13 protein-coding genes are annotated in these 15,650 nt (G+C 70.1%); 8 read left to right on the top strand and 5 right to left on the bottom strand.

Annotated features, from left to right (window positions below; genetic code table 11):
- Positions 1-31: 31 nt before the first annotated feature.
- Positions 32-2,791 (bottom strand): aconitate hydratase AcnA, encoded by a 2,760-nt coding sequence (acnA, locus tag WQ56_RS00400; protein WP_047135096.1) that lies wholly within the window; start codon positions 2,789-2,791, stop codon positions 32-34.
- A gap of 131 nt (positions 2,792-2,922) precedes the next feature.
- Positions 2,923-3,867: a LysR family transcriptional regulator gene (locus WQ56_RS00395; RefSeq protein ID WP_047135095.1), complete on the bottom strand. Its 945-nt coding sequence runs from the start codon at positions 3,865-3,867 to the stop codon at positions 2,923-2,925.
- A gap of 108 nt (positions 3,868-3,975) precedes the next feature.
- On the opposite strand from WQ56_RS00395, the gene WQ56_RS00390 reads away from it, so the two are divergent.
- The 8 genes from WQ56_RS00390 to acnB all read left to right on the top strand — a co-directional run bounded on the left by WQ56_RS00390 (position 3,976) and on the right by acnB (position 12,852).
- Positions 3,976-5,085, top strand: a complete 1,110-nt coding sequence (locus tag WQ56_RS00390; RefSeq protein ID WP_047135094.1) for a 4-oxalomesaconate tautomerase — start codon at positions 3,976-3,978, stop codon at positions 5,083-5,085.
- A 55-nt stretch (positions 5,086-5,140) separates the two neighbouring features.
- Positions 5,141-6,166, top strand: a complete 1,026-nt coding sequence (locus tag WQ56_RS00385; protein WP_047135093.1) for an ABC transporter substrate-binding protein — start codon at positions 5,141-5,143, stop codon at positions 6,164-6,166.
- Positions 6,167-6,180: 14 nt separating this feature from the next.
- On the top strand, positions 6,181-7,014 hold the full coding sequence (locus WQ56_RS00380) for an ABC transporter ATP-binding protein (RefSeq protein WP_047135092.1): 834 nt from the start codon (positions 6,181-6,183) through the stop codon (positions 7,012-7,014).
- The gene (locus WQ56_RS00375; protein ID WP_047135091.1) at positions 6,998-7,774 is read left to right on the top strand and encodes an ABC transporter permease; all 777 of its coding nucleotides are present in this window, start codon (positions 6,998-7,000) and stop codon (positions 7,772-7,774) included. Before WQ56_RS00380 ends, WQ56_RS00375 begins: the two co-directional genes overlap by 17 nt.
- A 225-nt stretch (positions 7,775-7,999) precedes the next feature.
- Positions 8,000-9,424, top strand: coding sequence for a porin (locus WQ56_RS00370; protein ID WP_047135090.1), 1,425 nt, complete (start codon positions 8,000-8,002; stop codon positions 9,422-9,424).
- Between the two features lie 142 nt (positions 9,425-9,566).
- Positions 9,567-9,821 carry an AbrB/MazE/SpoVT family DNA-binding domain-containing protein gene (locus tag WQ56_RS00365; protein ID WP_047135089.1) on the top strand — a complete coding sequence of 85 codons (255 nt, stop codon included), beginning with the start codon at positions 9,567-9,569 and terminating at the stop codon, positions 9,819-9,821.
- Positions 9,818-10,219: a type II toxin-antitoxin system VapC family toxin gene (locus tag WQ56_RS00360; RefSeq protein WP_047135088.1), complete on the top strand. Its 402-nt coding sequence runs from the start codon at positions 9,818-9,820 to the stop codon at positions 10,217-10,219. Before WQ56_RS00365 ends, WQ56_RS00360 begins: the two co-directional genes overlap by 4 nt.
- A gap of 41 nt (positions 10,220-10,260) precedes the next feature.
- Positions 10,261-12,852: a bifunctional aconitate hydratase 2/2-methylisocitrate dehydratase gene (acnB, locus tag WQ56_RS00355; RefSeq protein ID WP_047135087.1), complete on the top strand. Its 2,592-nt coding sequence runs from the start codon at positions 10,261-10,263 to the stop codon at positions 12,850-12,852.
- A 126-nt stretch (positions 12,853-12,978) separates the two neighbouring features.
- On the opposite strand, the gene WQ56_RS00350 is transcribed toward acnB, so the two are convergent.
- The 3 genes from WQ56_RS00350 to WQ56_RS00340 are packed head-to-tail and all read right to left on the bottom strand — an operon-like array spanning position 12,979 to position 15,508.
- Positions 12,979-14,052, bottom strand: coding sequence for a chemotaxis response regulator protein-glutamate methylesterase (locus WQ56_RS00350; protein WP_047135086.1), 1,074 nt, complete (start codon positions 14,050-14,052; stop codon positions 12,979-12,981).
- Positions 14,049-14,642, bottom strand: a complete 594-nt coding sequence (gene cheD, locus WQ56_RS00345; RefSeq protein ID WP_047135085.1) for a chemoreceptor glutamine deamidase CheD — start codon at positions 14,640-14,642, stop codon at positions 14,049-14,051. The genes WQ56_RS00350 and cheD overlap by 4 nt, the downstream gene beginning before the upstream one ends.
- Positions 14,639-15,508 carry a CheR family methyltransferase gene (locus tag WQ56_RS00340; RefSeq protein ID WP_047135084.1) on the bottom strand — a complete coding sequence of 290 codons (870 nt, stop codon included), beginning with the start codon at positions 15,506-15,508 and terminating at the stop codon, positions 14,639-14,641. Before WQ56_RS00340 ends, cheD begins: the two co-directional genes overlap by 4 nt.
- Positions 15,509-15,650 lie beyond the last annotated feature (142 nt).

The following is a 15,650-nucleotide window of genomic DNA, read 5'->3' as shown; positions in this document are numbered from 1 at the left end:
GCCGCCCCGAACGTTCGCGGCGCGGCGGCCCTCAGGCCGCCTTCTTCGCGGCGAGCTGGCGCAGCACGTAGTGCAGCAGACCGCCGTGCCTGAAGTACTCGACCTCCTTGGGCGTGAGCAGCAGCACGTGCACCTCGAACCGGACCTGCTTGCCGTCGGGCCTGGTCGCCACGACCTGGGCGCGCTTGGCGCGGCCGTCGTCGAGGCCGGTGATCTCGATGATCTCGGTGCCGTCCAGGCCCAGCGTCTGCGCGTTCTCGCCGTCCTGGAAACGGCACGGCAGCACGCCCATGCCGACGAGGTTGGAGCGGTGGATGCGCTCGAAGCTCTCGGCGATCACCGCCTTGACGCCGAGCAGGTTGGTGCCCTTGGCCGCCCAGTCGCGCGACGAGCCGGTGCCGTACTCCTTGCCGGCGAACACGACCAGCGGCACGCCGTCGGCGCGGTACTTCATCGCCGCGTCGTAGATCGCCAGCTTCTCCGGCTCGCCGTCGCCGAAGTACAGCGTGTTGCCGCCTTCTTCGCCGCCGAAGAACAGGTTCTTGATGCGGATGTTGGCGAACGTGCCGCGGACCATCACGTCGTCGTTGCCGCGGCGCGAGCCGTAGCTGTTGAAGTCGGCCGGCTGCACGCCGCGCGACTGCAGGAACCGGCCCGCCGGCGAGTCCTGCTTGATGTTGCCGGCTGGCGAGATGTGGTCGGTCGTGATCGAGTCGCCGAACACGCCCATCACCCGCGCGCCGTGGATGTCCTCGATGCGGCCCACGTCCATCGTCATGCCCTCGAAGTAGGGCGGGTTCTTGATGTAGGTCGAGGCCTCGTCCCAGGCGTAGAGGTCGCCGTCGGGCGACTCGATGGTGTTCCAGCGCGTGTCGCCCTTGAACACGTCGGCGTAGTTCTTGGCGAACATCTCCGGGCCGATCGTGCGTGCGATGAAATCGCCGATCTCCTTGTTCGACGGCCAGATGTCGCGCAGGTAGACCGGTTCGCCGTCGCGGTCGGTGCCCAGCGGGTCGCGGGTCAGGTCGATGTCGACGGTGCCGGCGATCGCGTACGCGACCACCAGCGGCGGCGAGGCCAGATAGTTCATCTTGACCTCGCCGTGGATGCGGCCCTCGAAGTTGCGGTTGCCCGACAGCACCGAGGCCACCGCGAGGTCGTTCTCGGCGATGCCCTTGGAGACGGCGTCGGGCAACGGGCCGGAGTTGCCGATGCAGGTCGTGCAGCCGTAGCCGACGACGTAGAAGCCCAGCGCCTGCAGGTCGTCGAGCAGGCCGGCCTTCTCGAGGTAGTCGGTGACGACCAGCGAGCCCGGGCCGAGCGAGGTCTTGACCCACGGCGCGGCCTTGAGCCCGCGGGCGGCCGCATTGCGCGCGAGCAGCCCCGCGCCGAGCATGACCGCGGGGTTGGAAGTGTTGGTGCACGAGGTGATCGCGGCGATCACGACCGAGCCATCAGTGAGCGTGTGCTCGCCGTCCTCCAGCGTGATGCGCGAGACCGGGCGCGCGGCCAGGCGCTCGGCCTGCGGCTGGCCGCCGCCTTCCTTCTCGAAGCGGTCGATCGGCCGGTCGTTGGCGGCGTCGCGGCGCGCGACCAGCGGGCCGACGTTCTCGCGGAAGTTCGCCTGCACGTCCTCGAGCAGCACGCGGTCCTGCGGCCGGCGCGGGCCGGCCAGCGACGGCCGCACCTGTCCCATGTCCAGCTCCAGCACACTGCTGTATTCGGCTTCCGGCGCGCCGGGCTCGTGCCACAGCTGCTGCGCGCGGGCGTACGCCTCGACGAGCGCGATCTGTTCGTCGCTGCGGCCCGACAGGCGCAGGTAGTTCAGCGATTCTGCGTCGATCGGGAAGATGCCGCAGGTCGCGCCGTACTCGGGCGCCATGTTGCCGATCGTCGCGCGGTCGGCCAGCGGCAGGTGCTGCAGCCCGTCGCCGAAGAACTCGACGAACTTGCCGACCACGCCGTGCTTGCGCAGCATCTCGGTCACGGTCAGCACCAGGTCGGTCGCGGTCGCGCCCTCGGGCAGCCGGCCGGTGAGCTTGAAGCCGACGACCTGCGGGATCAGCATCGACGAGGGCTGGCCGAGCATCGCGGCCTCGGCCTCGATGCCGCCCACGCCCCAGCCCAGCACGCCGATGCCGTTGATCATCGTGGTGTGCGAGTCGGTGCCGAACACGGTGTCCGGATAGGCCCACAACGTGCCGTCCTCGCGCTCGGCGGTCATGACCACGCGGGCCAGGTGCTCGAGGTTGACCTGGTGGACGATGCCGGTATTGGGCGGCACGACCTTGAAGTTGTCGAATGCCTTCTGGCCCCAGCGCAGGAAGCCGTAGCGCTCCTTGTTGCGTTCGAACTCGATCTTGCCGTTGAGGTCGAGCGCGTCGGGCCGTCCGAACACGTCGACCTGCACCGAGTGGTCGATGACCAGCTCCGAGGGGATCAGCGGGTTGATCTGCTCGGGCCGTCCGCCGAGCCGCACGACCGCGTCGCGCATCGCCGCCAGGTCGACCACGCAGGGCACGCCGGTGAAGTCCTGCAGCACCACGCGCGCGGGCATGAAGGCGATCTCGGTGTCGGGCTCGGCCTTCGCCTGCCAGGTCGCGACCGCCTCGATGTGCCGCGCGGTCACCGTCTCGCCATCCTCGTGGCGCAGCAGGTTCTCGAGCAGGATCTTCATCGAGTAGGGCAGGCGGGCGATGTCGAACTTCGCCGCCAGCGCCGGCAGGCTGGCATAGGCGTAGCGCCGGCCGGCGACCTCGAGGTCGGCGCGCGTGGAAAAGGAATCGGTCATGCGAAGGCTCCTGTCGCGGGTTGCTGGCGGTGACGCAGTCGGGCTGGTCGTGGCGTGCGGGCGTAGGGTCTTGCGGGGTCCGCCGGTGGACCGGCGGGGACGCGGCGCGTCACCGTTTCGATCCCTGCAGTCTAGGCGGGACGGCGTGGCGGGCGCGTCATCGCAGGACCGCCGTGGGCGGGATCCTGCCAGGTGCTCTTGAGCATCTGCAGGAACCGCTCGGCCGCCGGCGACAGCATCGCGCCGCGTCGCCGCACGATGCCGATCGTACGTGACACCACGGGGGGCGCGATCTCGCGGGTCACCAGAATGGAGTGTTCCTCCTGCGGCGTGGCCATCCGTGGCAGCACCGAGATGCCCACGCCGGCCTCGACCAGGCCCAGCGACGTCGACAGGTGCGTGACCTCGTAGAACCAGCTCAGCTTGAGGTTCTCGCGTGCGAGCGCGCCGTCGAGCAGAGTGCGGTTGCCGCTGGTGCGGTGGACGGTGATCAGCGGGTGCTGGGCGATGTCGTGCCAGGTCACGCGGCGCTTCCTCGCCAACGGGTGGTCGCGCCGGCAGGCCAGCACGAACGGGTCCTCGACGAGCACGTCGAACTCCAGCTCCGGGTCGGAGGCGCCCATGAAGTTCACGCCGAACTCGACCTCGCCGCGCTCGACCGCCTGCAGGCCCTCGGTGGCCGGGATGTCGAGGATCCGGAACCGGACGTTGGGATGGTCCTCGTGGAAGCGGGCGATGACGCTGGGCAGGAAGTAGAACGCGGCGGTCGGCAGGCAGGCGATCGTGACCTGGCTGCCGCGGCCGTCGTCGACGCCGCGCGAGGAGAACAGCGAGCCGTCGAACTCCTCGATCATCCGCCGCACCAGCGGCAGCAGGTTCTGCCCGACCGCGGTGGGCGCCACGCTGCGCGTCGTGCGTTCGAGCAGCGGCGCGCCGACCGCGTGCTCGAGCTTCTGGATGCGCCGGCTCAACGCCGGCTGCGAGACGTGCAGCGCCTCGGCGGCGCGATGGAAGCTGCGGGTGTCGGCCACGAGCAGAAACGCGCGCAGGTCGAGGATTTCGCAATTGATGCTCATATCGAATCAATCATCCGTAACAAAGCATTTCACAGATCAATTCGGCCCATGACAAGATCGGAACGAATCGAATTATTGATTCGATATACATATCAATCTGCCCAGCCCATGTCCAACGATCTCTACAGTCTTCCCTGCGTCCTGATGCGAGGCGGCAGCTCGAAAGGGCCGTTCTTCCTCGCCTCGGACCTGCCCGGCGATCCCGCCGAACGGGACCGGCTGCTGCTCGATCTGATGGGCGCCGGGCACCCGCTGCAGATCGACGGCATCGGTGGCGGCAACGCGCTCAGCAGCAAGGTCGCGATCGTCGGCCCGGCCAGCCGGGACGATGCCGACATCGACTATCTGTTTGCGCAGGTCCGGCTGGACCGGCGGATCGTCGACACCACGCCCAACTGCGGCAACATGCTGGCCGCGGTCGGCCCGTTCGCGATCGAGTCGGGCATGGTCGCTGCGTCCGATCCGCAGACCCAGGTGCGCATCCACAACGTCAACACCGGCAAGGTGGTGCTGGCGACCGTGCAGACGCCCGAGGGCCGGGTCAACTACCGGGGCGACACCGAGATCGCCGGCGCGCCGGGCACCGCGGCGCCGATCTCGCTGGCGTTTCTCGACGCGGCGGGCGCGCGGACTGGCAAACTGTTGCCCACCGGCGAGGCCAGCGAATGGATCGATGGCGTCGAGGTGAGCTGCGTCGACTGCGCCATGCCGATGGTGATGATGGCGGCGTCGGCGCTGGGCGTGACCGGCGACGAGAGCGTCGCCGCGCTCAACGCCGACACAGCACTGCTGGCCCGCATGGAGCGGATCCGGATCGAGGCCGGGCGTCGGATGGGGATCGCCGATGCCGCGGACCGGGTCATCCCCAAGCCGGTGCTGCTGCTGCCGCCGCGCGCCGGCGGCACGCTCGCGGTGCGGTACTTCATGCCGCACCAGTGCCACAGCGCGCTCGCGATCACCGGCGCGGTCGGCATCTCGACCGCGTGCGTGACCCCGGGCACGGTCGCCCGGCGCATGGCCGGCGAGGTGGCGTTGCCCGGCGACGTCGCGCTCGAACACCCCAGCGGCCGCCTGGACGTGGCGCTGCACAGACCCGGAACGGATGCCCCGATCGTCGCCAGCGTCGTGCGCACGGCGCGACGGCTGTTCGAAGGACGCGTGTTCGCGAACGCGGATCCGCGCAAGGAGACCGCGGCGCCATGGAGCTCGGCTGCATGACCTGAACCACCCGGGCGCCGCCCGGTCCGCACCATCACCATCCTGGGAGGGATCGATGTACAAGCGTTTCATTCTCGCCGCATGCGCGGCGGCGCTCGTCTGCCTGGCCGGTTGCACCGGTCGCGGCGGCGAGGGCAACGAGTCCGTCCGCATCAGCGTGGGCTCCTATAACCTCAACAACCTGCCGTTCTTCATCGCCGACGCCAACGGCTATTTCGACGAGGTCGGCCTGGACGTGCAGACCGAGAACTTCGCCCAGGGCGGCTCCAAGGTCCTGCAGGCGCTGGTCGCCGGTTCGACCGACGTCGCGGTCGGCTTCTACGACCACACGATCCAGATGCAGGCCAAGCGCAAGGACGTGGTCGGCTTCGTTCTGCTGTCGCGCAACTCCGGGCTGGTGCTGGCCGGACGCCCGGACAGCAAGTTCGACCCGGCGAACCCGGCGTCGATCCGCGGCATGAACGTCGGTATCACCGCGCCGGGCTCGTCGTCGGACTTCTTCGTGCGGCACTTCCTCGCCCAGCACGACATCCCGGTCGACGACATCTCGATCATCGGCGTGGGCTCGGGCGCGGCCGCGGTCGCCGCGCTCGACCAGGGCAAGGTCGACCTGCTGGTCAACTACGACCCGGCGGCGACGCTGATCGCCGAGCGCGGCGTGGGCAGGATCATCATCGACGCGCGCAGCGACGAGGGTGCCCGCGCGGTCTACGGCGGCATCTACCCGACCTCGGTGATGTACGCCGACCAGTCGTTCCTCGACAAGCGCCCGGAGGCCGCCGAGAAGATCGTGCGCGCCCAGCAGAAGGCGCTGGCGTTCATTGCCGACCATTCGGCCGAGGAGATCGTCGCCGCGCTGCCCGACAAGTACGTCTCGGGCGACCGCGAGGTCTACGCCAAGGCGGTCGAGGCCGCGCGCGCGATCTTCACCCGCGACGGCCGCTTCAATCCCGAGGACCTGCGCACGCCGCTGACGGTGCTGCGCGAGTTCAACACCGATGTCGCCAATGCCGACATCGACCTCGAGAAGACCTACACCAACACCTTCGTCGACCGCGCCAGCGCGGACGCGACCCAGTAACGCCAGGAGGTTCCATGGCTGTCGCCAGTGTTGCCCGGCTGCGGGAAGCAGACCCGATGCCGATCCAGAGCCGCCCGATGGTGGCGATCGACAACATCACCATGTCCTTCGGTGACTTCACCGCCGTGCGCGACGTCGACGTGCAGGTGGGCGACGGCGAGTTCCTCGCCATCGTCGGCCCCACCGGCTGCGGCAAGAGCACCATCCTCAACGCCGTCGCCGGCCTGCTGACGCCGTCGGCGGGCAGCATCCGCATCGACGACAAGCCGGTCAACGGCGTGCAGGAGAGCGTGGGCTACCTGTTCCAGCAGGATGCGCTGCTGCCGTGGAAGACCGCGCTGCAGAACGTCGAGCTGGGGCTGCGCTTCCGCGGCATGGCGCAGGCCGAGCGCGAAGAGAAGGCGCGCGCCTGGCTGACCAAGGTCGGCCTGGCCGGGTTCGAGCACCGCTATCCGCACCAGCTCTCGGGCGGCCAGCGCAAGCGCGTGCAGATGGCGCAGGCGCTGATCGTCGAGCCGAAGGTGATCCTGATGGACGAGCCGTTCTCCGCGCTCGACATCCACACCCGCCACCTGATGCAGAACGAACTGCTGCGGCTGTGGCAGGAGGACCGGCGTGCGGTGATGCTCATCACCCACGACCTGGAGGAGGCGATCGCGCTGGGCGACCGCGTGGTGGTGCTGTCGTCGGGGCCGTCGAGCCGGGTCGTCGAAAGCTTCCCCGTGCGCCTGGAGCGCCCGCGCAACGTGGCCGAGATCAAGCTCGACCAGCGTTTCACCGATCTGTACCGCGACATCTGGGCCTGCCTGCGCGGCGAAGTGGAGAAGAGCTATGCACGCCAAGACTGACCGTTTGATCCAGGTGATGCTGGTCGTCGTGGTGTTCGGCGGCTGGCAGGCCGGCGTGTCGGCCAAGGTCATCGACCCGTTCTTCTTCCCCGCGCCGCTGGACATCGTCCGCCAGATGTTCACCTGGCTGGCCGACACCAGCTTCTACACGCACGTCTACATCACCCTGACCGAGACCGCGCTGGGCTACATCATCGGCACCGCGCTCGGCGTGGCCGGCGGCGTGTGGCTGGGCCTGAGCCGGCGCGCGGCGCGGATCCTCGATCCGTTCATCAAGGGCTTCAACGCGATCCCGCGCGTGGTGCTGGCGCCGATCTTCGTGCTCTGGCTGGGCCTGGGGCTGTGGTCGAAGGTCGCGCTGGCGGTGACGCTGGTGTTCTTCATCACGTTCTTCAACGCGATGCAGGGCGTGCGCGAGGTCAACCCGGTGGTGCTGGCCAACGCCCGGATCCTGGGCGCCAATCGCAGCGCGCTGCTGCGCCACGTGTACTTCCCGGCGGCCGCGAGCTGGATCCTGTCGTCGCTGCGCACCTCGGTGGGCTTCGCGGTGGTGGGCGCGATCATCGGCGAGTACCTGGGCGCCTCGGCGGGCCTGGGCTACCTGATCGCGCAGGCCGAAGGCAACTTCAATGCCGTCGGCGTGTTCGCCGGCATCATCCTGCTCGCCGCGTTCGTGCTGATCATCGACGCCATCCTCGACGTCGCCGAGCACCGCCTGATCACCTGGCGTCCCAACGCCTCGCGCGAAGCGACCAGCTGAGCGTCGCCGCCCGGCGCCGTGCGCGCCGGGCGGTCCTGTCGACACCCGTCTCCCCACGTCCGGGTGCATCGCCGGTCGCCGCCTGCGGCGCCGGCACCTCTTCCGTCCTTCCGCCACGCCTGCCGCCCTCGCGGCAGGTCCGCCTGCGGCTGTCCGTCGGCCCGGTGGCGCCTGCCGCCGGCGACCGGCCGGCACGCCACGCCCGGAGATCGCCCGATGCGTCCCATGATCCGTCCCCGTCCCACCGTCCTGGCCGCCGCCGTGGGCCTGCTGCTCGCCACGTCGGCCGCGTCCGCGCAGTCGAACCCGGCTGCCCTGGAAGACCTCGTCCGCCAGCAGGCCGAGCAGATCCGCCAGCTCGAGGCCCGTCTGTCGGCGCTCGAGGCCGCCCCCGCATCCGGCGTCGCCGCCGTGCCGCCTGCGGCGACCGCCCCCACGGCCGGCCCCGACGCCGCACTGGCCGAGCGCGTCGCGAAGATCGAAGCCGCGCAGGCCAAGGCGCCGGCGGTGAGCTGGTCGAAGGGCGCGCCGCAGTTCGCCAGCGCCGACGGCCAGGTCACGTTCCGTCCGCGCGGCCGGGTGTTCGTCGACACGTCGAGCACGCACGGCTCCGATTTCGACGCCCGCAACATCACCGGCACGGAGATCCGGTCGGTGCGCCTGGGTTTCGAGGGCAGCTACGGCATCCTCGGCTACGCGGTCGAGGGCGACTTCGCCGACAACGGCGTGGCCTGGAAGTCGGCCTACGTGACCATCCGCCACACGCTGTTCGGCCGCGAGGCCGAGCTGACGGTCGGCAACCGCCTCAACGACCGCGGTATCGACGGCTCCAGCGGTACCGGCAACACCCCGTTCCCTGACCGCAACGTCGTCGGCACGCAGATCCTGCCGCAGCGCGGCCTGTTCGGCGTCGGCCTGACCGAGCGCGTCTACGGCGAGGACTGGCATGCGAGCGTGTCGATCGCCGGCAACGACCTCAACAACGTCGGCGACAGCGACGATTCGATGACGTTGGCCGGCCGCGTGCACTGGAACCCGGTCAAGGGCGAGGGCGGTCTGCTGCACCTGGGCGCCTGGGGCTTCTACGAGGACATCGCGCCGGGCAGCAGCGGGGTGTTCCGCAGCTCGGCGATCGCCGGTCATCTCAACGACCTGGTCAAGATCGCGCCGGGCGCGTTGGCCGGTGCCGACCATGGCAGCGGCTACGGCCTGGAGCTGCTCGGCGTGCGTGGGCCGTTCTGGGGCTACGGCGAATGGGGCCGGCGCGAAGTCGCCGGGTTCGGCGGGGCGGGGCGCTTCGACGTGGCGCACGAGGCCTGGGCATTGTCGGCCGGCTGGTTCCTGTCGGGCGCCAGCCCGTCGTTCGCGGCCAGGACCGGCACCTGGGGCCGGGTCAAGGTCGCGCGGCCGGTGACGGCCGGCGGGCCGGGCGCATGGGAGCTCAAGGCGCGCTACGAGAACGTCGACTACGGCGAGCTGCCCACCGGCGGTACCGGCGATGCGCTGACGGTCGGCGTGAACTGGTACCTCAACGATTTCAGCCGGGTCATGCTCGACGCGATCCGCTGGGAGACCGACAACCGTAGCGGCGACTACCAGGGCGAGGACCGCGGCACGACGCTCAACGCCCGCTTCCAACTGGCGTTCTGAGGGGCTGTTCCACGCGATGCCGAGCGGGCCGGGTTCGTCTGAACCCGGCCCGCTCGCGTTGGGGCGCCGGTGTGCGGCAGGGCGCGGGTAGGGTATGCGCGCCCAGGTATGTATAATGCGCGCATACTTTTCGGGGGGGCCGATGGAAGCCACCGTCGCCGAACGCGGCCAGATCACCCTGCCCAAGCCCGTGCGCGATGCGCTGGGCCTGAGCAAGGGCACGATCCTGAAGGTCGAACTGGAAGGCAGCCGGATCGTGCTGCGCAAGAGCGTCGACGACGCCGTGTCGCGCGCGCGCGGCCGGTTCAAGCTCGAGGGCTTCGAGGACACCGACGCGGCGATGCGCGCCGTGCGCGGGCAGGCGGCCGATGCCGCCGACGGAGACGCGACGCCGTGATCGCGGTCGACGCGCCGGTGCTGGTGGACCTGCTGGCCGACGGCCCGCAGGCCGATGCCGCCGAGGCCTGCCTGCGGCAGTACCTGAGTGCCGGACCGGTCGTGGTCTGCGACGTGGCGCTGGCGGAGATCTGCGGCGCGTTGCGCGACGGCGCCGAGACCATGGCCGTGCTCGAGGACATGGGCGTGCGCTTCTCGGCGATCGAGGCCAAGTCGGCGCTGCGCGCCGGCGAGATGCAGCGCCGCTCCTGGCAGCGCGGCGACACTTGCGGCCGCGCCGCGCGCGACTTCCTGGTCGGCGCGCATGCACTGCTGCAGTGCAACGGCCTGATCACGCGCGACGACGCGTTCTTCCGCACCTATTTCAAGGGTCTCAAGCTGATCGTACCGTCGGCCTGAGACCGGTTTTCCCGGTACCGCAAGACTCTGGAGTTGCCCGCATGTTGGAAGCCTACCGCCACCACGTTGCCGAGCGCGAAGCGCTGGGAATCCCGCCGCTGCCGCTCAACGCGCAGCAGACCGCCGACGTCGTCGAACTGCTCAAGGACCCGCCGGCCGGCGAGGCCGAGTTCCTGCTGGACCTGCTCACGCACCGCGTGCCGGCCGGCGTCGACGACGCCGCCAAGGTCAAGGCCTCGTACCTGGCCGCGATCGCGTTCGGCACCGAGCACAACGCGCTGATCGACCGCGCGCGCGCGACCGAGCTGCTGGGCACCATGCTCGGCGGCTACAACGTCCACCCGCTGGTCGAACTGCTCGACGACGACGGCGTCGGCGCCATCGCCGCCAATGGTCTCAAACACACCCTGCTGGTCTTCGACGCGTTCCACGACGTCGAGGAGAAGGCCAAGGCCGGCAACGCCAACGCCCAGGCCGTGCTGCGCAGCTGGGCCGAGGCCGAGTGGTTCACCAGCAAGCCCGAAGTGCCCGCGTCGATGACGCTGACGGTGTTTAAGGTGCCGGGCGAGACCAATACCGACGACCTGTCGCCGGCGCCCGACGCGACCACGCGCCCGGACATCCCGATGCACGCGCTGGCGATGCTCAAGAACAAGCGCGACGACGCCCCGTTCGTGCCCGAGGAGGACGGCAAGCGCGGTCCGATCCAGGTCATCCAGGACCTCAAGCAGAAGGGCCACCTGGTCGCCTACGTCGGCGACGTGGTCGGCACCGGCTCCTCGCGCAAGTCGGCGACCAACAGCGTGCTGTGGTGGACCGGCGACGACATCCCCTACATCCCGAACAAGCGTGCCGGCGGCGTGTGCCTGGGCGCGAAGATCGCGCCGATCTTCTACAACACGATGGAGGACGCCGGCGCGCTGCCGATCGAGCTCGACGTCTCGCAGATGGAGCAGGGCGACGTGATCGAACTGCGCCCCTATGCCGGCCAGGCGCTCAAGGACGGCAAGGTGATCGCCGAGTTCCAGGTCAAGTCCGAGGTGCTGTTCGACGAGGTGCGCGCCGGTGGCCGCATCCCGCTGATCGTCGGCCGCGGCCTGACCGCCAAGGCGCGCGAGTCGCTGGGTCTGCCGGCGACCGACCTGTTCCGCCTGCCGCAGCAGCCGGCCGACAGCGGCAAGGGCTTCTCGCTGGCGCAGAAGATGGTCGGCCGCGCGATCGGCCTGCCCGAAGGCCAGGGCGTGCGCCCGGGCACGTACTGCGAACCGAAGATGACCTCGGTCGGCTCGCAGGACACCACCGGCCCGATGACCCGCGACGAGCTCAAGGACCTGGCGTGCCTGGGCTTCTCGGCCGACCTGGTGATGCAGTCGTTCTGCCACACCGCCGCGTATCCCAAGCCGGTCGACGTCAAGACCCACCACACGCTGCCGGAGTTCATCTCCACGCGCGGTGGTATCTCGCTGCGCCCCGGCGACGGCGTGATCCACAGCTGGCTCAACCGCATGCTGCTGCCCGACACCGTCGGCACCGGTGGCGACTCGCATACCCGCTTCCCGGTCGGCATCTCGTTCCCGGCCGGCAGCGGCCTGGTCGCGTTCGCCGCGGCCACCGGCGTGATGCCGCTGGACATGCCCGAGTCGGTGCTGGTGCGCTTCAAGGGCGAGATGCAGCCGGGCGTGACGCTGCGTGACCTGGTCAACGCGATCCCGCTCTACGCGATCAAGGCCGGCCTGCTGACGGTCGCCAAGCAGGGCAAGAAGAACGTGTTCTCCGGCCGCATCCTCGAGATCGAGGGCCTGCCGGACCTGAAGGTCGAGCAGGCGTTCGAGCTGTCGGACGCGTCGGCCGAGCGTTCGGCCGCCGGCTGCACGGTGCACCTGAACAAGGAACCGATCATCGAGTACATCACCAGCAACATCACGTTGCTCAAGTGGATGATCGCGCAGGGCTACCAGGACCCGCGCTCGATCCAGCGCCGGATCGAGAAGATGGAGCAGTGGCTGGCCGACCCGCAGCTGCTGCAGGGCGACGCCGACGCCGAGTACGCGGCGGTCATCGAGATCGACCTGGCGGAGATCCACGAGCCGATCCTGGCCTGCCCGAACGACCCCGACGACGTGAAGACGCTGTCGGAAGTCGCGGGCGTGGCGATCGACGAGGTGTTCATCGGCTCGTGCATGACCAACATCGGCCACTTCCGCGCAGCGTCCAAGCTGCTGGAAGGCAAGCGCGACATCCCGACCAAGCTGTGGGTCGCGCCGCCGACCAAGATGGACGCCGCCGAGCTGACCAAGGAAGGCCATTACGGCACGTTCGGCGCGGCGGGCGCGCGGATGGAGATGCCGGGCTGCTCGCTGTGCATGGGCAACCAGGCGCAGGTGCGCGAGGGCGCGACGGTGTTCTCGACCTCGACCCGCAACTTCCCCAACCGCCTGGGCCGCAACTCCAACGTGTACCTGGGCTCGGCGGAACTGGCTGCGATCTGCTCGCGCCTGGGTCGCATCCCGACCCGCGAGGAGTACATGGACGGCGTCGGCGTGATCAACACGCAGGGCGCGGAGATCTACCGTTACATGAACTTCGACCAGATCGAGGAGTACCGCGACACGGCGTCGTCGGTCGCCGCCTGATCGGCGCGAATCGCGACACCGAAACGCCCGGCATTGCCGGGCGTTTTTTGTCGAAGAACCGGGGTCAGAGTGCAATTTCGCAAAGCGAAATTGCACTCTGTCCCCGGTTTTGAGCCGCGGGTGGCGTCAGTCGACCGACTCGCGCCGGGCCAATGTCAGCAGGCGCTGCGCGATGCGCTCCAGCGGCAGGCATTCCTGCGCCGCGCCGAGCTTCCAGGCGGCGCCGGGCATGCCCCAGACCACGCTGGAGGCCTCGTCCTGCACCAGCGTCGCCGCGCCGGCCTCGCGCAGCTCCAGCAGGCCGCGGGCGCCGTCGTCGCCCATGCCGGTGAGGATCGCCGCGACCGCGTTGGCGCCGGCCGCCTGGGCGACCGAGCGGAACAGCACGTCGACCGCCGGCCGGTGCCGGTTGACCGGCGGCCCGGGATCGAGCCGGCAGCGCCAGCGGGCGCCATCGCGGACCACGCGCAGGTGGTGGTCGCCCGGCGGCAGGTAGGCGTGCCCCGGCAGGATCGTCTCGCCGTCGCGCGCCTCGCGCACCAGCATCGCGCAGTGGCGGTCCAGGCGTTCTGCGAACGGCGTGCTGAAGCTCGCGGGGATGTGCTGGGTCAGCACGATCGCCGGCGCGTCGGGCGGCATCGCCTCGAGCACGACGCGGATCGCCTCGGTGCCGCCGGCCGAGGCGCCGATCGCGATCAGCCGGTCGGTGGTGCGGTAGCGCAGCGCGACCGGCGCGGCGGCGGCCGGTGCGGCCGGCCCGCTCGCGTGGCGCGACGCGGGGCGGGGCGCGCTGCGGACCTGCGCGCGCGCGGCCGCCTTGACCTTCGCCGCGATCTCCTGCGCGTAGTCCTCCAGTCCGTGCGCGACGTTGATCCGCGGCTTGGCGACGAAGTCGACCGCGCCCAGCGCCAGCGCCTGCAGCGTGATGTCGGCGCCGCGCTCGGTCAGCGACGACACCATCACCACCGGCATCGGCCGCAGCCGCATCAGGTTGTCGAGGAACACCAGCCCGTCCATGCGCGGCATCTCGACGTCGAGCGTCAGCACGTCCGGGGCGAGGCGTTTGATCTTCTCGCGCGCGAGCAGCGGATCGGCGGCGCTGCCGACGACCTCGATGTCCCGGTCGGCCGACAGGAGCTCGGTCAGCAGCTGGCGCACGACCGCCGAGTCGTCGACGACGAGCACGCGGACCGGCGTCACTGGAACAGCTCCACGTCGCCGGCGACCGGTGCGCGCGCCAGGCGGGCACGCACGGCCGATTCGGCCGCGGCGACCTCGGCCCCGTGCGCGTGCGGCAGCCGGTAGACCATCACCTTGCCGGTCTGCGGGAAGAACCAGACCTTGCGTGGGTGGATGCCCTGCAGGTCCTCGGCGACGACCGGGATGTTCTCCGCGTCGAGGTAGCTGCGCACGAATTCGGCGTTGCGTGTGCCGACCGGGTTGCTGGTGAAGCCCTTGAGCACGTTGGCGCCGCCGAACACCTTGGCCTCGAGCCGGCGCCGGTTGGCGCCGCGCTTGAGCAGCTCGTTGATCAGCACCTCCATCGCGTAGCTGCCGTAGCGGGCGGGCGCGCCGTCGCCGTTGCTGCCCTCGGGCAGCAGGAAATGGTTCATGCCGCCGAGCTGCAGCAAGGGGTCGCGGATGCAGGCGGCCACGCACGAGCCGAGCACGGTGACCAGGGCCGTGCCGTCGTCGACGACGAGGTACTGCGTAGGCAGCAGCTTCGCCGCCGGAACCTGGAACTGCGGGTCGCGGTAGCGCATCACCGCGTCGGCCTGCGGCAGGCTCATGCGCCGGCCTTGCCGGAGTGACGACGGTACAGCGTGCGGCCGCAGGGCTGGATCAGGTCGGCGGCGTGCAGGTAGTTCTCCGAGTGCCCGGTGTAGAGCAGGCTCGAGGCATCCATGTGCGCGACCAGGCGCGAGAGGATCGCGCGCTGGGTCGGCTTGTCGAAGTAGATCATCACGTTGCGGCAGAAGATCGAATCGAACGGGCCGCCGACGTCGTAGCGCGGCGCGAGCAGGTTCAGCGGGCGGAACTCGATCAGCGCCTGCAGCGCCGGGTGCACGCGGCACTTGCCGGCGTTGGGGCCGGTGCCGCGCTGGAAGAAGCGGCGGCGCAGGTCCTCGTCGAGCGCGGCGACGCGCTCGAGCGGGTAGACGCCCTGCTGCGCGGTCGCCAGCACCTGGGTGTCGATGTCGGTGGCGACGATCCGCACCGGCGGTCGCAGCGAGTCGAAGGCCTCGCAGGCGGTGATGGCCATCGAGTAGGGCTCCTCGCCGGTCGAGGCCGCGCACGACCACAGCGCCAGCGGCTTGCGCGCGGTGCCCAGGCCCTGCAGCTGCGTGCGCAGGGTCTCGAAGTGGTGCGGCTCGCGGAAGAACGAGGTCAGGTTGGTGGTCAGCGCGTTGGTGAACGCCTGCCATTCCTCGCCGTCCGGATCGCCTTCGAGCAACGCCAGGTAGTCACCGAAGTTTTCGAGCCCGAGCGCGCGCAGCCGTCGCGACAGCCGGCCGTAGACCATGTCGCGCTTGCTGGCGACCAGCGCGATGCCGGCGCGGTCGTGGATCAGCTGGCACACGCGACGGAAGTCGCGTTCGACGAACGTGAACTGCCGGGCGTCGCCGGGAGGATGGGGCAGGGATGCGGCACTCATGGCGACCGGTGCGTCAGGGGAGGGTCGATGGCGTTATCGACCCGGCGGGCGGAAAGTTGATCGCGGGTCGCACGCCGATCCGGCAGGCGCTGCGTATCGCGCACGGCCCGGGCCGCAACGCACGAGCCCCGGCGCGGGGCCG

The organism is Luteimonas sp. FCS-9 (assembly GCF_001014645.1).
Classification (GTDB): domain Bacteria; phylum Pseudomonadota; class Gammaproteobacteria; order Xanthomonadales; family Xanthomonadaceae; genus Luteimonas.
Note: the sequence above shows the minus strand (reverse complement) of the source record. Positions and strands in the feature narration are given on the sequence as shown.